At 66.9% G+C, this 20,034-nt stretch carries 15 protein-coding genes and 3 pseudogenes; 8 read left to right on the top strand and 10 right to left on the bottom strand.

Going from position 1 to position 20,034, the window contains the following annotated elements; translation table 11 throughout:
- Positions 1–14 precede the first annotated feature (14 nt).
- Positions 15–284 (bottom strand): hypothetical protein, encoded by a 270-nt coding sequence (locus AB5J50_RS50760; RefSeq protein ID WP_369265251.1) that lies wholly within the window; start codon positions 282–284, stop codon positions 15–17.
- Between the two features lie 39 nt (positions 285–323).
- On the opposite strand from AB5J50_RS50760, the gene AB5J50_RS50765 reads away from it, so the two are divergent.
- Positions 324–809: a TrmO family methyltransferase gene (locus tag AB5J50_RS50765; protein WP_369265252.1), complete on the top strand. Its 486-nt coding sequence runs from the start codon at positions 324–326 to the stop codon at positions 807–809.
- Between the two features lie 70 nt (positions 810–879).
- Here AB5J50_RS50765 and AB5J50_RS50770 read toward each other — a convergent pair.
- The 3 genes and pseudogenes from AB5J50_RS50770 to AB5J50_RS50780 all read right to left on the bottom strand — a co-directional run.
- Positions 880–1,072: pseudogene (locus tag AB5J50_RS50770) on the bottom strand (IS5/IS1182 family transposase); the annotation flags it as partial.
- 312 nt (positions 1,073–1,384) lie between these two features.
- Positions 1,385–5,797, bottom strand: a complete 4,413-nt coding sequence (locus tag AB5J50_RS50775; protein WP_369265253.1) for a trypsin-like peptidase domain-containing protein — start codon at positions 5,795–5,797, stop codon at positions 1,385–1,387.
- 4 nt (positions 5,798–5,801) lie between these two features.
- On the bottom strand, positions 5,802–6,116 hold the full coding sequence (locus AB5J50_RS50780) for a CU044_2847 family protein (RefSeq protein ID WP_369265254.1): 315 nt from the start codon (positions 6,114–6,116) through the stop codon (positions 5,802–5,804).
- 255 nt (positions 6,117–6,371) lie between these two features.
- Here AB5J50_RS50780 and AB5J50_RS50785 point away from each other — a divergent pair, with 255 nt between their 5' ends.
- Positions 6,372–6,962 carry an N-acetyltransferase gene (locus AB5J50_RS50785; RefSeq protein ID WP_369265255.1) on the top strand — a complete coding sequence of 197 codons (591 nt, stop codon included), beginning with the start codon at positions 6,372–6,374 and terminating at the stop codon, positions 6,960–6,962.
- Positions 6,963–7,029: 67 nt separating this feature from the next.
- On the opposite strand, the gene AB5J50_RS50790 is transcribed toward AB5J50_RS50785, so the two are convergent.
- Entirely contained in the window at positions 7,030–8,448 is a 1,419-nt protein-coding gene (locus AB5J50_RS50790) for a DUF2637 domain-containing protein (protein ID WP_369265256.1), read from the bottom strand.
- A gap of 613 nt (positions 8,449–9,061) precedes the next feature.
- Here AB5J50_RS50790 and AB5J50_RS50795 point away from each other — a divergent pair.
- From AB5J50_RS50795 to AB5J50_RS50805, 3 genes and pseudogenes are all read left to right on the top strand, one after another.
- Positions 9,062–9,252: pseudogene (locus AB5J50_RS50795) on the top strand (2-(5'-triphosphoribosyl)-3'-dephospho CoA synthase); the annotation flags it as partial.
- A gap of 470 nt (positions 9,253–9,722) precedes the next feature.
- Complete coding sequence (locus AB5J50_RS50800; RefSeq protein ID WP_369265257.1) at positions 9,723–10,646, top strand: hypothetical protein; 924 nt, start codon at positions 9,723–9,725, stop codon at positions 10,644–10,646.
- A 411-nt stretch (positions 10,647–11,057) separates the two neighbouring features.
- Complete coding sequence (locus AB5J50_RS50805; RefSeq protein WP_369265258.1) at positions 11,058–15,416, top strand: hypothetical protein; 4,359 nt, start codon at positions 11,058–11,060, stop codon at positions 15,414–15,416.
- A 338-nt stretch (positions 15,417–15,754) separates the two neighbouring features.
- Here AB5J50_RS50805 and AB5J50_RS50810 read toward each other — a convergent pair whose 3' ends face one another.
- The gene (locus tag AB5J50_RS50810) at positions 15,755–16,642 is read right to left on the bottom strand and encodes a hypothetical protein (RefSeq protein ID WP_369253723.1); all 888 of its coding nucleotides are present in this window, start codon (positions 16,640–16,642) and stop codon (positions 15,755–15,757) included.
- Positions 16,643–16,843: 201 nt separating this feature from the next.
- On the opposite strand from AB5J50_RS50810, the gene AB5J50_RS50815 reads away from it, so the two are divergent.
- Together AB5J50_RS50815 and AB5J50_RS50820 are read left to right on the top strand one after the other, a co-directional pair.
- Complete coding sequence (locus AB5J50_RS50815; protein WP_369265259.1) at positions 16,844–17,455, top strand: zinc-ribbon domain-containing protein; 612 nt, start codon at positions 16,844–16,846, stop codon at positions 17,453–17,455.
- On the top strand, positions 17,434–17,643 hold the full coding sequence (locus tag AB5J50_RS50820) for a zinc-ribbon domain-containing protein (protein WP_369265260.1): 210 nt from the start codon (positions 17,434–17,436) through the stop codon (positions 17,641–17,643). The genes AB5J50_RS50815 and AB5J50_RS50820 overlap by 22 nt, the downstream gene beginning before the upstream one ends.
- A 262-nt stretch (positions 17,644–17,905) precedes the next feature.
- Here the strand turns inward: AB5J50_RS50820 and AB5J50_RS50825 are convergent, their stop codons facing one another.
- Together AB5J50_RS50825 and AB5J50_RS50830 are read right to left on the bottom strand one after the other, a co-directional pair.
- Positions 17,906–18,082 (bottom strand): hypothetical protein, encoded by a 177-nt coding sequence (locus AB5J50_RS50825; protein WP_369253717.1) that lies wholly within the window; start codon positions 18,080–18,082, stop codon positions 17,906–17,908.
- A 319-nt stretch (positions 18,083–18,401) separates the two neighbouring features.
- Positions 18,402–18,557 (bottom strand): annotated as a pseudogene (locus tag AB5J50_RS50830) (IS110 family transposase); the annotation flags it as partial.
- A 147-nt stretch (positions 18,558–18,704) separates the two neighbouring features.
- On the opposite strand from AB5J50_RS50830, the gene AB5J50_RS50835 reads away from it, so the two are divergent.
- Positions 18,705–19,049, top strand: coding sequence for a hypothetical protein (locus tag AB5J50_RS50835; RefSeq protein ID WP_369265748.1), 345 nt, complete (start codon positions 18,705–18,707; stop codon positions 19,047–19,049).
- Here the strand turns inward: AB5J50_RS50835 and AB5J50_RS50840 are convergent.
- The gene (locus AB5J50_RS50840; protein WP_369265753.1) at positions 18,953–19,153 is read right to left on the bottom strand and encodes a hypothetical protein; all 201 of its coding nucleotides are present in this window, start codon (positions 19,151–19,153) and stop codon (positions 18,953–18,955) included. The genes AB5J50_RS50835 and AB5J50_RS50840 overlap by 97 nt on opposite strands.
- Positions 19,154–19,662: 509 nt before the next feature.
- On the bottom strand, positions 19,663–20,034 hold a 372-nt coding region (locus AB5J50_RS50845; protein ID WP_369265261.1), incomplete at its 5' end, for a hypothetical protein.

Consider the following 20,034-nt stretch of genomic DNA (forward strand, 5'->3'; position numbering starts at 1 on the left):
CGTCAGGTACGCCGTCAGGGGAGGCGAGAAGCACGGCAAAAGCCCCAGACAAACGCGGTCCCGAGGAACACCGCGTGGTCGAAGGTGACTGTTCCGCCGCTGAACGCCGCGCGGTCAAAGGTGACCGTGCCGCGGCTGAATTCCGCACCGCCGAAGGTGACCTCGCTGCCGCTGAACGTCGCGTGGTCGAAGGTGACCTCGCTGCCGCTGACGAACGAGCCAAGGCCGTGCTGAGGCGAGTAGCCTGACCGCGCCATGACGATGGGGGTGCGCGGTGCGGACACGTACCGGACATCCCATCTGGAGGGGAAGAAGGGGCAGTTGTGACCGCACAGTCCATCGAGGTGCCGATCGTCGCCACGGTTGTCGGGGGCCACCTGAAGGTCGGCGACGACTTCCAGGGCGGCGTGGAATCCATCATCCGGCTGCGCCCGGACTACCCCCTCGACACGTTGAAGGGGATCGAGGAGTTCTCGCACCTCCAGGTCACCTGGTACTTCTCCGAGGGCTCGCCCAGCGACGTCGCGCTGCATGCCCGCAGCCCTCGCAACAACCCGGAGTGGCCGGCGACCGGAACGTTCGTACACCGCAACCACCGGCGCCCCGCCCGGATCGCGACGTCATTCCCGCGCCTGCTCGGAGTGGACGGGTGCGACCTCCACGTGACGGACCTCGACGCCGTCGACGGCACACCGATCGTCGACTTCGTGGCCGTGTTCAAGGAGATGCTCCCTCGCGGCCCTGTCACACAGCCCTCGTGGCCGACCGAGATGCTCCAGGACTACTGGAGGGATGTGCGCGAGAGCTGAGCAAGTGCCGGTGGGTGCCTGGACCGCGTGTTGACTCCGACGTTCACCTGGGATCTGTGGGCCGCGACGCATCGCCGGCCTGTCCGGCGGTGAGAACGAACGGGAGGGGCGGCAGCGGGCATCGGCTGCGAGGTGGATCTTGACGGTCAACCCGCCGCGGGACCGGCCGATGGCATGGTCGGCCGGTTCGTCGGCCGGGGCCCCTTTTTGCGGGCCCCGGCCGCGTGCTGGTGAGCTCGCACCATCGTGGAGTCCACCGACACGGCCCAGGTCAGGTCCTCATCAGCGTCGGCCTGGGCCATCAGCGCGGTGAAGACCCGCTCCCAGGTGCGGTCGACGGCCTACATCCGCAACCGGTTGGAGACACCTCGTCGGTTGCCGTACCTCTCCGGCAGGTGGGCCCACTATGTCCGGTCTGGACCTTGAAGGCGATTGCGTCGATCGCCTCCATGTAATCCCTCCGCCGGCCACCGCGCTTCTGCGTCCGGTCCGGGAGTAACGGCTCGGTTCGCGCCTACTGCGCATCGGTTATCGGCACACTCGGACCAACGACCGGCTGACCCAAACAAGACGGCCTAGTGGTGCTGGGTTGGACATGAGGGCGTCACTGATCGGCCTGGCAGATATGTGTTTCGCTCCTGAGTGGTGAGGTCACGGCGGACGGTGCGGCAAATCTTTTGGATCGCACCCGTGGGTGTGGAGAGGACTACATTCCACAACCGCACGGTCTTGTCAGTGCTGGCGGAGGCGAGGGTGCTGCCGTAGGGACTGAAGGCCACCGCATCCACAGTGCCGGTATGACCGGACAAGACGGTGCGGGGCACACCAGTGCCCGGATCCCATAGCCGCACCGTGAAGTCTGCGCTGGCGGAGGCGAGGGTGCGGCCGTTGGGACTGAACGCCACCGCATCCACAGCGCCGGTATGCCCGATCAGGGCTGTGCGGAGCTTGCCAGTGCCCACGTCCCACAATCGCACCGTGTGGTCAACGCTGGCGGTGGCGAGCGCGCGGCCGTCGGCACTGAACGCCACCGAATCCACTGCGTCAGTGTGCCCCGTCAGGGCAGTGGTGTTAAGTCTGCCAGTGCCCAGATCCCAGAGCTTCGCTGTCTTGTCGGCGCTGCCCGTAGCGAGGGTGCGGCCGTCAGGACTGAACGCCACCGCATCCACGGCGTCGGTGTGGCCGGTGAGGACGCTACGGGTTTTGCCCGTGCTGACATCCCACAGCCGAACTGTCTTGTCGGCGCTGCCCGTGGCAAGCGAACGCCCATCGGGACTGAACGCCACCGCATCCACGGCGTCGGTGTGGCCGGTGAGGACGCTACGGGCTTTGCCCGTGCTGACATCCCACAGCCGAACTGTCTCGTCGGCGCTGCCCGTGGCAAGCGAACGCCCATCGGGACTGAACGCCACCGCATCCACCCTGTCCGTGTGCCCGGCCAGTTTGACGCGGGTCGCACCGGTGGCGACATCCGAAAGCCGCACTGTGAGGTCGGCGCTGCCGGTGGCGAGGGTGCGGCCGTCGGGACTGAACGCCACCGCATCCACAGCGTCGGTATGCCCGGACAAAATGGTGCGGGTCGCTACAGCGCCCAGGTCCCAGAGCTTTGCTGTCATGTCGGCACTGCCCGAGGCGAAAGCGCGCCCATCAGGACTGAACGCCACCGAGTACACCTCGCCTGTGTGCCCGGCCAGGGTGGTGCGGGTCGTACCGCTGGCGACATCCCAAAGCCGCACTGTGAGGTCGGCGCTGCCGGTGGCGAGGGTGCGGCCGTCGGGACTGAACGCCACCGCATCCACAGCGTCGGTATGCCCGGACAAAATGGTGCGGGTCGCTACAGCGCCCAGGTCCCAGAGCTTTGCTGTCATGTCGGCACTGCCCGAGGCGAAAGCGCGCCCATCAGGACTGAACGCCACCGAGTACACCTCGCCTGTGTGCCCGGCCAGGGTGGTGCGGGTCGTACCGCTGGCGACATCCCAAAGCCGCACTGTGAGGTCGGCGCTGCCGGTGGCGAGCGTGTGGCCATCAGGACTGAACGCCACCGAGTACACCTCGCCCGTGTGCCCGATCAGGGCGGTGCGGGTCGTACCGCTGGCGACACCCCAGAGCCTCACTGTCTTGTCGGCGCTGCCGGTGGCGAGGGTGCGCTTATCAGGACTGAAGGCCACCGAATACACCGGGCCGAAGTGCCCGATCAGGGTGCCGATGGGCTTGCCAGTGCCTACATTCCACAGCCGCGCCGTGGAGTCGGCGCTGCCCGTTGCGAGGGTGTGGCCGTCGCGGCTGAACGCCACCGAATACACCTCGCCCGTGTGGCCCCTCAGGATCCTGATGAGCCTGCCAGTTACGACATCCCAAAGCCGCACTGTGTGGTCGGCGCTGCCGGTGGCGAGCGTGTGGCCATCAGGACTGAACGCCACCGAATTCACTGCCCCGGTATGCCCTTTCAGGTTTCTACGGATCTCGCCAGTGTGGCCATCCCACACGTGTGCGATGTTGTCCCAACCGCCGGTAGCCACCGTCCCATCGCGGTTGAACGCCACCGAACGAATCCCACTCGGGTCTCCCTTCAGACTGATGACGGGCTTGCCGGTAGCCACATCCCGCAGCCGCACCGTGTCACTGACGGTGCCGAGGATACGGCCGTCCGGACTGAATGCGACCGAATCCACCGAGTAGTCGCTGCTCAAGGGCCGATTCGGCGGGAGCGCCGCGGCAGTTTGCAGGACTGAGATGGCTTCGGAAGTGGGGCTCGTGCGGTAAGCCTGAATGGCCAGCAGCGAAGCGAGCTCCGGGTTTGTACTGATCAGCCCAGTGGACTGGGCGGCAAGCTGTTGGGACAGGCGGTGCAGGGCGGCCTGTCGTTCGTCGACTGCCGTCCGCCATTGCCAGAGGACGCCCGCTGCGGCGATGAGTGCGATGACCAGGAGGGACGCAAGGACCGAGTTGATGCGTCTGGTGCGCCGAGTGACGGCCTGCTGGCGTTGCTTGCTGGCTGAGAGGAACGCTGCGACGTCGTCCGGTACTCGACGCTGCCGTGACCAGTCAAGGCCTTCCGCGAGTGCTGTTCCGCCGAGCAGGTCTCCCGGGTTCTTTTCCGCAGCCCAGCGGGCCTGCCGGTCGCGGGTGCGGTTGAGCCAGTCCTGGAACCGGTGGTCCTGGTCGACCCAGGCGCGCAGTGCGCCCCAGTCACGGATAAGAGCCTCATGGATCAGTTCAGCCGCCGGCCGCCCGCCAGGCTCATCGACGTCCTGGGACGTGCGGAGGGTTTGAGTGGTGATGATGCGATGGTGTGTGAGGGCGGCGATGACGTCGTCGACGGCTTTGGCGCCGCCAGGTGTGTGACCGGGGTCGGTGGCCAGGTCGCGCAGGTCGTTGATGGGGACCTGTGCACGTACGGGGGGGACGTTGCGGCTGGGGTCGGCCGGGTGCACAAGTGAGATCAAAACCCGCCGGGCGATGGGCCGGTGATCGGGAGCAAGTTCAGTCAGCGCGCTGTCGCACCAGGTGGTAATGCTGCCGCTGACCGCTCCGATGCGCCGGTAGGCCTCGTGAGTGAGGAAGCCGTCCTTCCGTCGGCGCCACAACTGGCGGAGCGTCAGCTCCAGCAGGGGCAGCGCGGTGACGGAGGCCTGACGGGTCACGGCCGCCTCCGGGGCGCTGGCCAGGACGTCGGTGATGATCTGTTCGGGTAGTCCTGGCTGGAAACGAAGTCCCACGTCGCGGGCGGGCAGGGTGATGATGTCGTGCAGGTCGTGCTGGCTCAGGGTGCCGGGTACGTTCAGCAGCCCGGGCATTGCCAAGTCCAGCAGCTTGGGTGCCAGGGCGGCCAGTTGGGGATAGAAGTCGTCGCGCATGACCAGGATCACGCTGAGCTTGGCGTCCGATTCGGTCGCTGCGGTGATTTGGTCGGCGGCGGCCATGCGGAGCTGCAATCGACCGTTGGTCGTCTGGATGAAGAGTTCTTCAAACTGATCGATGACCAGCAAGATGCGCTGATATGCAGGCTCGGTCGCCAGCCTGCGGGTGGCTGCCGCGGCGATCCCGTCGGCGGCGGCCCCGGGGAGTCCGGCGCGCCCGATCTCGGCGAGCAGATCCTGCCTGGGCCGCACGAGGACGGGCAGCCACAGGTCGCTGCCCGGCAGCTCCCCCTCCGCCAGGGCACGAAGCACCCCGGCCTGGATAAGGGACGATTTGCCCGATCCGGATGGCCCGAGCAGCAGAGTCAGCCGTCGCTGCAGGGCCAGGTTGGTCACAACCTGCCGTACTGCGTCCTTCCGGCCGTGGAACCATTGTGCGTGGTCGGCGGTGAACGGCTCCAGTCCCAGGTAGGGGCATACCTCCTTCTCGGCCAGTTCTGGGATGATCTGCCGCAGGACCTGCGTCGGAGTGACGTAGGCAACCCCCTGTCCCCGCTCGTATGCGTCCGGGGCGGTGATCTCGGTGAGCATGCCGAGGACCAGGCCAGTCACCTCATCCAGCACCGGCCCGCCACTGAACCCGGTCGTGAGGTCATTGGCGTCGGTCAGCTGCAGATGCGCGCCTCTCCTCGCGGAGGCCGGCAGCAGCTCCCCCGCCTTGCCGAAGCCGTAGTGTCCCTCCGACGGGGCCTGGGCGGGAAACCCGAACGAACGCACGTCGTGACCCCGGCACCCCTTGGCCGAGCCCAGCGGCAGCGTCCGCATGCCGGGCAGCGTTCTGCCCAGCCGGACGACGGCGACGTCCTCGTCCTCGGGGACACGCCATAGCCGGTCCACAACGAGCCCCTCCAGCCCGTCTGCACCCTCCACGTGAGGGAACGCCAGCTGCACCTGCTGCCCGGGCCCGCCCCCCGCGGCCTGGACGACGTGCGCACAGGTGACCAGCACGCCCTCGGCCACCAGAAACCCGGCACCGGCCGCTCTGCCGTCCGGCCCGAGGACCTTGGCCACGGCAGCGGGCAGATCCGACGCCATGCCGTCGTACGAACTCTCTTGCGCGCCGTTCATGGGATCAGGCCGGGCTCTTCCAGGACACGGTCACCTTCCGGTGGCAGCCGGCCTGGCTCCTAGTGATCACGGCCCCGGTCGCGAAGGCGAGGTCGACCCCGAACTCGACCGTCACGTCGTCGGGCCGGGCCTTACGCAGCCGGTCCAGTGCCGCGCGCGCAGCCTCGGTGACCGGTTCCAGGGCTTGCTGCAGAGTGCCCGTTGCCTCGTGAATGGCATCGCCGATACGGCCGGCCTTGACCGGCCCTTCCACTGCTGTGGGTGCCTCGACCAGAACGCAGCCGCCGCCCTCCAACGGAATACGCATTAGCGGTGCCAAGACGCCTCCTCCGCCTGTCGTCTGGGTCACCAGCGATCCCGGCCACCAATCTCATGTCTGACATATGCCGCACCGAGCGCTGTACGACAGCAGTGCCGCAACGAAAGCGAGGGCCAGGCCTTGAGTGGGAGTCTGACCACATCGAATGTCTTAGCCGATCACGCATGAAACAGCGATGCCTGATCGCTTCTCTGTGGTCGGGTCCACTCCCCTGGCTGCATGACGCCCTGTCTGAGCCCTTCTGGCGCCCCGGTTATGACTCGCAAGGAGAATGCCGGCCTCCCACAGAGTCCGCCGCCGAAGGCCAAGCGGCGCCCCGGTCCCGCTCCTCGCTTTCGGCGGCGGACTGTACTGGGACGGCCGCTTCACCGCCTGCCCCTGAGCCGACCACACCGGCTCGGTGCGGACTTCCGCAGCGTCGCGCGGTTCGACGAGCGGCTCGGATGGAACACCGAAATACCCGGCTTCGCCGCTGTCGTCGGCTACCTCGACGACAGCCCGATTGGCTACGCCTACGGTTGCACGCTGCAGGAAACCACTCGCTGGTGGAGCGGCTTGCGCACGCCGGCCGCCGATGGTGCGACCAGCGAGACCGGGGCCCGGACATTCGCGCTCTCTGAGCTCATGGTCGTCGAGAAGGTTCGCGGTACCGGCGCCGCACGACAGATCCATGACGAGCTGCTGCAGGGGCGGCCCGAGGAGCGGGTGACGCTGCTCGTTGAGCGAGACCATCCCAAGGTGCGCGCACTTTATGAGGCTTGGGGCTACGAGTGGCTCGGTGAGGTGCTGCCCTTCCCGGACGCGCCACTGTACGACGCTCTCGTCCTCCCGTTGGTCCACAGATGACGAAGGGCCCCTTCTCGCACACGTGAGAAGGGGCCCTTCGTCCAGTGTCCGGTCGTACAGGGGGAGATCAATATGTGTGTTGGCGGGCGGTGAGTGTCTGCCAGCGGCGTTCGAAGCTGCTGAGGTGTTTTTCCAGGTTGGTTGTGTGGATGGGTTTGTTGTATTGGGCGGTGATGCCGCGCTGGGCGAGTTCTTTGGCGAGTTGGTCGATGGATGGGTTGTCGGTGATGGTGCGGTGCTGAGCCCACGTTGTGTAGATGCGGAATTGGAGGAAGTAGCGGGCTAGCGTTCTTGGTTTGATCGGCTGGTTTTCCCGGTCCAGGATCCCGTTTTCTGCGAGGCGGGCCGAGAGTTCGCTGCCGTCTGGTTCTCTTTGGTGCTGTTGCTGGAAGTCGTGCCAGGCCATGTAGTAGCGGTCGACCGGGCTCAGTTCACCGGCCTGAGTTGCCTCGTTGTCTTCGTGCCTCTTTTCGATGGGCGCGAAGTGGTCCTCTTTCGGGCTGGGTTCTTGTTGCGCAGGGGGAGCCCAGGCAGCGGCGGGTGTTGTCTGCTGGCCATTGGTGAGAGGGGGATCGGCCGCGGTCGAGTTGTTGTGTTCGTTGGTGTGCAAGCGGTGGAATCGCGAGGCCGTTGGGGGTATGTGATGCTCCGCCGGCCGCGCTCGGCTGTCGGTGGGGGAGGGGCTGTGCTGTGGCGGGCCTGCAGCCTCGGGCACCGGGTTGGGCGGGGGGTTGCTCTTCATGGATGGGTCGTTGCCGCCTGCCGTGGGGGAGGATGCGCCTGCAGCCAGCGCGGGTTCGATGCCCGCCGCTGTCAGGCCCGAGGGTGCCGTTTTGGCCAGGGGGACGCCGTAGCGTGCCAGGCGCAGGGGCATCAGGGACTCCACGGGGGCCTTGCGGCGCCAGGCGCGGCCGAAGCGGGAGTGGAGGCGGGCCTGGTAGACGAGACGGTCCTGTTCCAGCTTGATGACCTGCTCGTAGGAGCGCAGCTCCCACAGTTTCATGCGGCGCCAGAGGAGGAACGTCGGGATGGGGGAGAGCAGCCAGCGGGTGAGGCGGACGCCTTCCATGTGCTTGTCGGCGGTGATGTCGGCGATGCGGCCGATCGCGTGGCGGGCCGCCTCGACCGAGACTACGAACAGGACTGGGATGACGGCGTGCATGCCGACGCCCAGCGGGTCCGGCCAGGTGGCCGCGCCGTTGAACGCGATCGTCGCGAGGGTCAGCAGCCACGCCGTCTGGCGCAGCAGCGGGAGGGGGATGCGGATCCAGGTGAGGAGCAGGTCCAGGGCCAGCAGGACGCAGATGCCCGCGTCGATACCGATCGGGAAGACGTACGAGAAGTTCCCGAAGCCCTTCTTGATGGCGAGCTCACGGACGGTTGCGTATGAACCGGCGAAGCCGATTCCCGCGATGACGAGCGCACCGGCGACGACCGTCGCGATCAGCAGACGGTGTGCCCGGCCGAGGCGTACTGGCTTGGTCATAGGCCGTGTGCTTGTCTGCCGTCGGTTGGGTGCAGGACGTGGTTGATGAGTTGTTCTGTCTCGAATTCCAGTGAGACATCGAGCGTCCGGTTGACCTGCTGGATGCGGTGTGAGGTTTCATCGGGGTTGCGGTTGTTGTGCGCCTCTGGCCTGCGGTGCCGCAGATAGGTTGCGACGGACTTTGGAACCTGTGCGGGCCGTATGACCTGCAATCGTGCAGGTTGGATGAGACTGCCGCATTTGCAGTGAGAACGCTTATGTGATGGCGTCGGGGGAGTGGCGTTGGGATCCGCTGGCGGGTCACCGCCCGGGAATGCGTCCTCTCAAGCGCTTTTGATGGCCGGACTGATGAGGTTGCGAAGCACTGGCCAAAGTCCAGGGCGATCGTGCCTTGAGTAGTCCGAGGTGTGGATTACGCCCTGGCCGGGGCCTGCGGCTGCTGTCCAGCTTCTGCAGGACCAGCCCGACGGCTAGCGCGGCCTCAGATCTCCCACTCCCTCGACGGCGGCGACATCCGCGTCCTGCGACGTGGTCTCCGAGACGACCGACCTCACGTGGCGGGGGGCTTGTACCCACACCATGTAACTGCTTGAGCCGTGCGTTAGGCCCAGGCGCCAAGCGGATCGCGGCGCACGCCAACCGGCGGCCGCCTCGGGGTCGTCCGTCTCGGCGAAGTACGGTGCCGCCGGGGCGCGGGGTGAGACGCGCGCCGGATTCCCGCACGTGCGACGGGTGTTGAACCCGCTCGCCAGCGTCCGCTCGGCTGGGGCGCCCGAACCGTACGCCCGGCTCGACGCCCTCCTCTGATGCGGCCCGGGCCGCATCAGACCAGCACTGAGTCAGTGCCGTAGGTGCGGCTCCATGGCCGGCGGGATTTTCCGGGCACGATGTTCGTTGACGAGGAATGTGAGCTGAACTGCTCGCTGTGGCGCCTTGGGGGGGAAGACGGTCTCCGTTGCGCGCGGATGCGCGTGGCTTCGTTGATGGTGAGGTGTCATCCGCGCACGTGGCGCCGAAGTGGCCGATCCATCTGGACAGCGGCCTGCACCTGACGGCCTCGCCGGACACTGTGCTGGCCGCAGTTGCCGTGCGCCCAGCCGACGTCCAGGCCCCGCCCATACGTCTTGCAGGGCCGCTGGCGTGATTCCTGCACCCTACCCAGCGAGAGGCCAGCGTGTACGACGAGCGTGGCTCCCCTGCTCCAGGGAAGCTGGGAGAACGGAGTCCTGGTCTACATCCCGGTCAGGAGCCGCCTGCTCGGAAGGGGGCATGGGATGAAGCCGGTGGTCTTGGTGCACGGGATCTTCAACCACGTCCCGGGGGCGACGCCCGAGAAGGCAGCGTGCCTCAAAGCCAAGGAGTGTCGTCCGAAGCTGGCGGAAGGACTGGCTAAGGCACGGCTGGGGCAAGCGAGTCCCGAGGTGGTGATGGCTTACTACGCAGACCTGCTCCGTACCGAGCCGCCCGCCCAGGCGCACGCCACCGATGTCGATCCGCGTTTCGAGGACCTCACACGCAAACAGCGTGCTGAGGCCGCTGAATGGCTGGCGGAAGCAGGCGCCTTTTCGCCCCAAGACCCCCAGAATATCGGGCTTGTACCGTTGCGCCAGATGCTGGGATGGCTGGTCAGGAAGCGTGGCGGCTGGCTGGCTCAGACGATGCAAGAGCATACGGTGGGTGTGCTGGAACGCATCATGGTCGCGCTTCTGCGAGACGTTGAGGCATACACTGCCTGGCCTGATAGGCGCAGGCTCACACGCGAGCGCGTGGGCAAGACGATCCGCGACTATCGACCGACCGTTGTAGTTGCACACTCGCTCGGCTCCGTCGTCGTCTACGAAACCCTCCTCGATGAGGCCTATTCGGATCTGGACGTTGAGCTGTTGCTGACGGTGGGCTCCCCCCTGGGACTGCCGGGGCTGGCACGGCGTTTGGACCCCGCACTGCGTGCCGGGCGGGGGACACGGCCCGCCGGTGTGCGGCGGTGGGTGAACATCGCAGATGTCGGCGATATCGTCGCGATCCCACCGGGGCTCTCAGACGTGTTCCCCATTGATCAAGATGAGACCACGGACACCGGCCTGGGATTCCACGCCTTCGGCGGGTACCTCGCCGATGGGCTGACGGCGACTGCCCTCACCGCATACCTGGATTACCCAGGCGATGACCCTCCAGAATCGAACGGCAACGAGCAGTGATCGACGCCTTGGGGTGGAAAGGAAACACGGTCCTCAGGACTCTTCGCCAAGGCATGCAGCGTCGCCCACCACGATCACCACACTCGCGGAAGGCCTCTGCTTGCGGCTCCGCGAAATGCAAGCTTGGCCGCCGATGCGTGGACGATGGGCGTCTCACGATGGCCACGGGTCTGCACGGTGCCGATGCCCCAGTCGCTTGGGCGCGAAGGTGCAGCATCCCAGGCCAGCGTCCTACCGTTGAAATGATCGGGGTAACCGGACCGCAGCCAGCAGCGCGCCCGAAACGATACGAGTAGTTCAGCGGTCTACGCCTGGCTGGCGACACGACCGATCGAGTCCCCGACTTTTCATGTCCGGCTCGCGGCAGCGAGCGATGCGTTAAAAGCATCGACCGTGAGGAGGCTGAGACCCATGGTGCGGGCGCTGGTGGCAGGAGTGGGCGACTTCCCCGAGGCATACCTTACCGAGGAGGACCGAGCTGCTGGACGGGTCATCTTCGGGCCGCTTCCCGCCGTTCGCGACGCCGTGGAAAAACTTGCCCGCTCGCTGCAAGACAACGGCGTGATCTTCGCTAGCGCACCGTTGGAGGAGCCCGACGGCGACGCTCTACGCAAGGCCTGGAAAGACCTGCGTGACGCTTCCCGCAGTGAGCCGCTGATCATGCATTTTGCTGGACACGGCATCCGGGCGTCGGCCAGTGGCGTCCTGTATCTGGTCTGCAAGGGCGGCGACCCGGAGGCCCTTGGCGATACGTGCCTGCCCTTCACCCATCTCCTGGAGACTGCCGAGGAAGGCGGACGACCGGTGCTGCTCTTGTTGGACGTGTGCGGGGGCGGCCATGCCATCACCGAGCAGTACTTCCAGGAACAGCTCGCTCAACGGCCTCAGGATGCCCACCGCAACCTCTGGGTGATCGCGGCCTGCGCCGGCGACCAGATCACCTACGGCGCGCGCTTCACTACCGCCGCCACCAGTGTCCTGGATCGCCTCGCCGAGGGTCTCCTTGATGTTTCTCCCGACCAGGAGTACGTCCCCGTCGACACCCTCGCTAAAGCAATCGACCGGGAGATGAAGCGGTCCGATCGCGCGGACAAAGGACTGGGTCAGTCCGTCGTCCGTACCCCGCACGCGCAGGCCGTATCGGAACCCCAGCCGTTCCTCCCTAATCCGACCCATAGCACCGACCCCCACGCACAGCTGGTAGCCAGACTCCGTAACTCACTCCTGGAGTTCGCTCTAAACTGCGACCCGGGCCTGGACCCGCTGCACTTCGCCGCCCACGCCGCAGGCAACGCCCGCGCCGATGCCATCCAGTTCTCTGGCCGCAAGGCCGAGCTCGAGCGCATCAGGGCGTGGATAGACAACACTGACGGAACCCAGGATCGATTGCTGGTCGCCATCGGAAGCCCGGGCAGCGGTAAATCTGCCCTGCTCGGTGTGATCACCTGCATGACCCACCCGGAAATTCCTGAGCCGCTGCGGGCCAAGGTCCGCTCGGTCGTCACTACGTTCCGCCCCCACCAGCCCGACGTCGTGCTCGCCGTCCACGCCCGCCAGCGCGACCTCGAACAAGTTACCGAGACACTGCACAGGCAGCTCGACCTTCAGCTCGCATCTGCCCCTGCGGCGACACCCGGCGGCGAACCCGACGACGATCATGACTGCGACACCGGTCGGCACGCCCAGCCCGTGCCCAACACCCCAGAAGCCCTCATGCGTCGCCTAGACAACGTTGGTGACGTACTTGTGATCGTTGATGCGCTGGACGAGGCGGCTGATCCCGCCATCATCCTCGACCAACTCCTGTTCCCGCTGTCAGGCACGACCGGGGGCGGGCCGCGCTCCGGTTGCCGCGTCACTATCGGCACCCGCCCGTGGTGGGACACCTTGCCTACCCTGCACCAGCAGCTTGTCCAACACCGCGACCGCGTCCTCGATCTCGATCCCGTCAACGAAGACGACTTTGCTCACCTCGCCTGCGACCTTCGCGAGTACCTCGATCGGCTCCTAGATCGGCGCTGCACGCCCGACGAACTCGACCGCATAGCCGACCAGCTCGCGCGATACAGCGACAGCGGAGCCTTCCTCGTCGCTGCCTTGTATGCCAACCATCTCCTGGCCTGCCCGGAAGCGATCGTGGACCCGCCCCGCAGCATTACCGAGGTCTTCGATCTCGAGCAAAGAACGCTCGCCAGCGCCGAGCCCTGGACGGATCCGGTTCTCGCCGTCCTTGGCCAGGCCCGCGGCCAAGGTATGCCCCTTGAGCTCATCCACGAAGCCGCCTGCGCACATGCACCCGAGCGCGCCCAGCAGCAGCTACCGCCAAACCTCAAGAACACTCGTCGTGCCCTCACGAAAGCCGCGTTCTACCTGCGCACCACCCCCGATACCGACCGTCGCCTCCTTTACCGCTACTTCCACCAAGCACTCACCGACCACACCGCCCCTCTCACCGACCCGGCCACCCTTTACACCGCGCTGCTTGACACTGCCTCGCACAACTGGGCCCAGGCCCACCCCTACCTCCTACGGCACGCAGCCGATCACGCCGCCGCCGTTAACGCCGAGGCACTCGACCAACTCCTCGAAAACCCGTGCTACCTCCTACGCGCTGAACCCGACACGCTCACACCCCACCTCCACCACGCCGCCACCGAACAGGCAATCCTCCACGCCCGCATCTACCGCACCACCACCGCACACCACCCCGAGCGCCACCAACGCAAAGCACGCCGCGACCTCCTGGCTCTCGATGCAGTCTGCTGGCAGCAACCCCAGTTGGCTCACACCTTCGCCACCCTCCCAATAGCAGACCGGACCAACCTGGCCGAACCGCGATGGGCCACCAACCGAACCGCAGATCCAGCCCTCCTCCACATCCTCAAGGGCCACAGGCAATGGGTAATCGCCGTGGCCACTTTGGAGCTACGCGACGGCACTCCGGTGGCGGTCACTGCCAGCGGCGACGGTACTGCCATCGTGTGGAATCTGGTTACCGGACAGCGAGTTCACACTCTCGAAGGCCACTCCAACTGGGTGAACGCCGTGGCCACCGCGGTACTCACTGACGGCACTCCGGTGGCGGTCACTGCCAGCGGCGACGGTACTGCCATCGTGTGGAATCTGGTTACCGGACAGCGAGTTCACACTCTCGAAGGCCACTCCAACTCGGTGAACGCCGTGGCCACCGCGGTACTCACTGACGGCACTCCGGTGGCGGTCACTGCCAGCGACGATCACACCGCGATCGTCTGGAACCTGGATACCGGAAGATCTCGAGGTTCCTTTGAAGAACACGAGAAATCAGTAGTGGCCGTGGCCACCTTGGTGCAGCCGAACGGCATCCGGGTTGCGGTTACCGCCAGTGCCGACGGCGCTACCCTCGTCTGGAAGCTGGACAACTGCAGACGCCGCCGCACCCTCGAGGTTCCCTCCAGGTGGGTGCATGCCGTGGCCACCGCAGTACTTCCTGACCGCGTCCCCGCGGCGGTCACCACCACCGACAAGCGGACCGCCATCGTCTGGAACCTGAACAACAGGCGGCGCATCCATACCCTCGAAGGGCACCAGGAGTCGCTGAATGGTGTCGCCACCACTCAACTGAGCGACGGTACACCTGTAGCAGTCACTGTCAGCGCCGATCACACCGCGATCGTCTGGGACATGGACTCTGGCCAATGCAGGCGTGCCCTCGAAGCACACACAAAGTCCGTGACCGCCGTAGCCACTTCGGAGCTCCCCAATGGCACACCCCTGGCGATCACCGTCAGCGACGACCGCACTGCCATCGTGTGGAACTTGGACACCAACGAACCCCGCTGCGCGCTCGAAGGCCACACGAAGTTCGTGCACGGAGTCGCCACTGGAGCGCTGCGTGACGGCACCCGCGTGGCGGTCACTGCCAGCGACGACGAAAGGGCCATCATCTGGAACTTGGACAACGGCCAGCGCCTCGGACGTCTCGAAGGCCACGCGCGTTCGGTGCGCGCGGTAGCCACCTCGGTGTTGAACGGCGAAACCCGGGTGGCGGTAACTGCTCATGATGATCGCATCGCCATCGTCTGGGACCTGGACACCGGACAGCGCATCCGAGCTCTCCCGGGCCACTCCGCCAGGCTGAATGATGTTGCCACCGGGATTCGTGATGATGCTCGGGTGGCAGTCACGGCTAGTGACGATGGCACCGCCATCGTCTCGAATCTGGCCAACGGGGAGTGCATTCACACCCTCAAGAGCCGTAAGACGTCGGTGAATGCCGTAGCCACCTTGATGCCGCGTCACGGCCCGCCTGTGGCAGTCACCGCCCACAGCGACGGCACTGCCATGATCTGGGACCTGGACAACGGTGACTGCATCCGCACCCTCGAGGGCGGCCACGTGAAGCCGGTGCGCACCGTGGCCGCCTTGAAGTTGCCTACAAACATCCTCGCAGCCGTCACCGCCGGAGATGACGGCACCACCATCGTCTGGAACCTGGACAACGGCGAGCGCATCCACACCCTCAGAGGCCACAACGGTCCGGTGAACGACCTAGCCACCCTGGCATTGCCGGAGGGCACTCTCGCAGTCGTCACCGTCAGCGAAGACCGCACGGCCATTGTCTGGAATCTGGAAAACGGACAGCAGGTGTGGCAATTGGCGCTGCCAGCCGAAGGACGGTGCATTTCGGCAACGGATGCGGGATTTGTCGTCTGCTACGGTCGCGAGGTAGCTCATTTCCAATGGACCCCCCAGGTACTTGGCAGGAGCCAACGCAACGCTACGCTGTAGGCGAGGAAGAGCCTCGCTAACGACCTCGGTGGGCTCGGAGTCCCGAGCGGCCTCCGGCCCCGGGTTGGACAGCCACACCTGCCCGGAGCGGGCGCGCAGCAGGGCCGCCAGATGCTCGGTGGCAGGAGTATTTAACTGGTCACCAAAGTCATCTGCCAGCACCACTGCTCCGGGCTACTGTGGCCAGCAAGATCGTCTCGGCCATGGACAACACCGCGCTGACCGTGCTGTCGTGTTGTGCTAGCCCCAGCATGCCGCCTGCGTCCAGATCCAGCGCTGCGCGCAGGGTTCGCAGCAACGCGGCCACCGACCCATCCTCGGCGCGAAAGCCGACCTGCTCAGCGGGGACCGGGGCGTCGCCGAGCCGTTCCCCTGTCCCGGCCGACCACGAGTACCGTGTTGACGGCTTCAGCCACAGCCGGGGTGGCCGACAGTGCTGACACGGCCTTCGCGACGGCCTGGGCCAGCGCATCAAACGCCGCAGCACCGGCCTTGGCGTCCCGCTCGTCGAGGATGCGCCGCAAGCCAGCACCGGCACGCAACTGCACGGGCTGGCCGGCATCGAGGGTGACCACCGGCAGCATCCGCCGGGTGGCGGCCGGAACCCGGGAGTACTGGCCGAGCGCCGGGTTGCTGCGCGCCGGGAAGTACACCACCGACTCCAGCGTCTCGGCTTCCTCGTCATAGCTCAGGCGATAGGCCAGCCGCGCGCACAGCGGAGCATCCGCCGACGCATCAGGATCCTCACTCGCGCACCCGGAGTCCTCCAGTGGCTCCAGGACCCCATCGAGCAACTGCTGCACATCGGGATCGAAATCGGTCAGTGTCACCTCGACCTGGGCGGCCTTCACCCGCTGCAGCACCGCAGAGGGAGCTCGCGGTGTGGCGCCGTTGTCGCCAGACGCGTCCTCTTCTGCCGCACCTTCCGCGCCGACAACATCGGCGGCTGGGGCGGCTTCAACGACGGCTTCTGCCCGTCCCTCGGCCACGTCATCGTCCGCTTCAGCCGGTGCAGAGTCGGCGCCGTCGGGGATGACCGGCCGCTGATGCAGATCGGACAGTGCGGCGCCACGCGCGGCATCCGGATCCAGGACCCGGGCAAGAGCGGTGATCAGGTCGGTGCGTCCTGCACGGGGGACCCCCGCCACCAACACATGGCTGCCGGGACGCACATCAAGGTGTCCCCAACCTCTGAAGCCTTCAATCAGCACCCGTGTTACACGCACACAGGCATCTTTAACACGGCATGTACCTGCAGTCTGCCCATTACATGAAATCACCCGGACACGAACGTGCTTCCTCGGTACGGGACTTGGCTCTCTCCAGCCGCTGTGGGTACCCGGCAGCACACCCGGCCCATGGACGGCCATTGTCAGTGACGGCTGTCAGGATCTGCAGCCATGGGTAAACGGCGAAGTGCTACCGAGGTGGCTGCAGTTCGGGCTCGGCTGAAGGTCGAGTTCGTGTCCAACCTGTCCAGCCCGGGTATGGCGCTGGAAGACATGCCGCTGTCCTCCACGGACCGGTGCCAGTGGCGCTGCCCGGCGGAAGGATGCGGTCACCAGTGGCCCGCCCGGTTGCAGCTTCGGACCCGTACCGTCAAACCCTCGGGGTGCCCTGAGTGCTGGAAGCGCCGCAACCGGGCCCCCGGTCCGGGAGAATCGCTGGCCGATCTGAATCCTGCTCTGACACGGCAGTTCCGCCGCAACCTCAGCCGTCCCGAGCGTGGTCCGGACACCCTGTGCCCGCAGTCTCATGACCTGTGCGAGTGGGAGTGCGCTCAAGGGCATTTCTGGCCGGCGACGCTCGCCAACCGCACCAATGGACGCGGGTGCCCGGACTGCACCGGCCATGCCCGCTCCCCCTTCGAGTGCAACGTCGCCATACTCGTCGAGCCCGCCTCCGGGCTCAGCGTGGAACTGGACCACCGCCTCCGCCTGCCCGGGCGCGGTCAGGACCGCTTCGACCTGTACTTGCCCGGGCTGGACCCGGGCCTGCTCATCGATTTGGACCCGGAATGGACCCACAGCAGGCAGTGATCGACGAACCGAACTTGACCGGGAAGGAACTGAGGCCGAGCTCCACCAAACCGTGCCGATGGGCCTGCTCCAAGCCCGGCTGCCCGGGACGTTGGGAAGCCACGCCCGATCAGCGCTCCCGCCGCGGCGGGACCGGCAAACGCTGCCCGGTGTGCCACCCGCCGCGCAAGAGCCGCCCCCGGCCGTGATCCCGGCAGGCCGAGTTCCCACACACACGCACGGACACCGGCGTCAGGCCTCGATGATGTCTGTAGTCCGTGAGGGCCTGCCAGGCCGGTGTCGTAGCCCTGGCCGACATCACACGCTGTTCAGTCCGCACCGTGCCGATAGATCTCGATGGCGATGGTGACGCTTTCGCCCGAGACGAAGAGGGTCGGTTCGAAGGACAGACGGGTGCCGGAGGGTTCGATGATCTCCGCGCGCTGACCGAAGACAGCGGTGGGTTGGGCTTCAAGATCGATGCTTGGTGATCACGGCCACGAAGTGGATGTCGTCGGGAATCGCGGACAGATCCGCAAAGACGCTGTCACCGCTGGTGCGGACCCGGTCGTGACGGGGGTGGTTGTAGAGGACGAGATCGTGGTCGCCGGGGACCGCGACTCCTGCGCAGGGCGCTTCGTGCTTCACATGTGAAAACACTTGCGCGACCGCGCCAGAAGGCCGACACAACGAACAGGAGGTGAGGCTCATCGGCTCGCAGGGCACGGTACGCGGCGTCCCTCCGTTCGGCCGCGGACCACCGGGCCGTGCTTCGGCTGCGTCACCGACACGGCCGAGGGCTTCGCGGTGCCCGGCCGGCGAGACCGGTGCTGACCGAGAGCCCCGACGGAGCCGCCGTACCACTTCGCCGAGGCGCGGACGTCGCGCACGCCGATCGCCCTGAGCGCGAGCGGGTGGCCCGGATCGGGTACTGACCCTGCTCACCGGGGAGCTTCTGTGCCCTTCGCTAAGCGAGGCGCGGGGTTCTGGGTTCGTAGAAGGCGCCGTCGCGGAGCATGGCGAACAGCACGCTGACGCGGTGGGGGGCGAGGCTGAGGAGGACTTGGGCGTAGGTCTTTCCGCAGGCCCGGCATCGGTCGCAGTAGGTGCGGGAGGCGGGATCCTGGGCCCGCCGCGGGAGGCGCCCCGGCCGGCCAGGGCAGCGAACGCGGACAGGAACACCGCGTTCGCTGCGGGTTGCCGCCTCTAGGGCATGTTCGCCGTGGATCGTCACCGGTGCTGGCCGCCACATCGGATGGTGCCCGAGCTGATGCAGGCCGGTCACGAAGTTGTCGGCCTCGCACGGTCCGACGCCTTCAACGCCATGGGTACCGAGGCGCGCCGCGGCGACGTCGACGACCTGGACGGTCTATGCGAGGCCGCGGCCGGAACCGACGCGATCATCCACCTCGCGTACAAACAACACCATCGACGTCGGCAGGTTCGCCGACGCGCTGGCCGCCGACCTGGCCACAGCGCAAGTGCTCGGCGAGGTGCTGGTCGGCACGGGCAAGGCGCTCATCGGCGCTGGCCGGACCCATCGGCGACGCTGAGCGCGACGCGGCGATCGACGCCGGCCCCCGCTCTGCCGTCGCCCGCGCGATCTCCGGGGTAACCGAACGCGGCGCGGACCGCGCTCGTCGCGACCCCGCCGGTCACGCACAGCACGCGGGACAGGACCGGCTTCATCCCCAGGCGGATCGGGATCGCCTGCGACACGGGCGCGTCCGGCTACGCCGGCGACTGTACGCCGCGATCGAAGAGGGCATCACGGTGCGCGGGATCGCCGAGGCGATCGCCCGCCACCTGGACGTCCCGGCGGTGAGCAGCCCGGCCGAGCAGGCAGCGGACCACTTCAGGATCTTCCCGTTCATCACACCCGACATCACGGTGCCCAATGTGGGCAGCAGGCGACTGCTGGGCGGGGAGCCGGCCGCCCCGGTCTTCATCACCGACGCACTCCCGGCCGGCGGTGTGGCCGTCACCGGGCGCAGTCGAGGTGCCCGGCTCGGGGGGTCAGTCGGGGAAGGGGGCGGGGTCGGCGTGCCAGTCGGTGGCGATGGGCCTGTCGACTGTGACGTGCGGGGAGGGCGATGGCGTTGGCCAGGGACGGTCGGCCCCAAAGGTGCCCGACCGGCGCCGTCGCGGCCGTTGTGCGACGCGCACGCAAAAGCAGGTGGGGCCGGAGCAGCGGACGCTGCTCCGGCCCCACCTGCCGGGATGGTGCTTTACCGGCGGCGCTTGCGGTTCTTGCGTTTCTTGACGGCCTTGGAGGCCCTGGCCGGTTTGCCGACCGGAGGCCTGGTCTCCGGAGCGTGGTTGGCGCCCTTGCTCGTGAAGACGAAGATGATCACCCCGATGGCCACGACAGCGGCCGCACCGGCAGCGATCATGCAGCCCATCGGGCCCACGCCCACCCAATTGGCCAGGGCGCCGATGCTGGCCGCGCATCCGAGTATCGCGGCCAGGATCAGAAGGGAGACCGCGCCCGCGCCGAGGCGGGAGTCGTGACGCATCGCGGTCAGGAGGCGCAGCCGCTTGGGGCTCACCTCGAGGTCCATCGTCTCCAACGTGATCACGGGGTCGGCCCGCAGACCGGG

It is taken from the genome of Streptomyces sp. R35, from assembly GCF_041053035.1.
Classification (GTDB): Bacteria; Actinomycetota; Actinomycetes; order Streptomycetales; family Streptomycetaceae; genus Streptomyces; species Streptomyces lutosisoli.

Coding starts and splice junctions, on each gene's coding strand:
- AB5J50_RS50775 (WP_369265253.1), bottom strand. CDS start 5,797: ATGAACGGCGCGCAAGAGAGTTCGTACGACGGCATGGCGTCGGATCTG.
- AB5J50_RS50785 (WP_369265255.1), top strand. CDS start 6,372: ATGACTCGCAAGGAGAATGCCGGCCTCCCACAGAGTCCGCCGCCGAAG.
- AB5J50_RS50790 (WP_369265256.1), bottom strand. CDS start 8,448: ATGACCAAGCCAGTACGCCTCGGCCGGGCACACCGTCTGCTGATCGCG.
- AB5J50_RS50800 (WP_369265257.1), top strand. CDS start 9,723: ATGAAGCCGGTGGTCTTGGTGCACGGGATCTTCAACCACGTCCCGGGG.
- AB5J50_RS50805 (WP_369265258.1), top strand. CDS start 11,058: ATGGTGCGGGCGCTGGTGGCAGGAGTGGGCGACTTCCCCGAGGCATAC.
- AB5J50_RS50820 (WP_369265260.1), top strand. CDS start 17,434: ATGGACCCACAGCAGGCAGTGATCGACGAACCGAACTTGACCGGGAAG.
- AB5J50_RS50835 (WP_369265748.1), top strand. CDS start 18,705: ATGCAGGCCGGTCACGAAGTTGTCGGCCTCGCACGGTCCGACGCCTTC.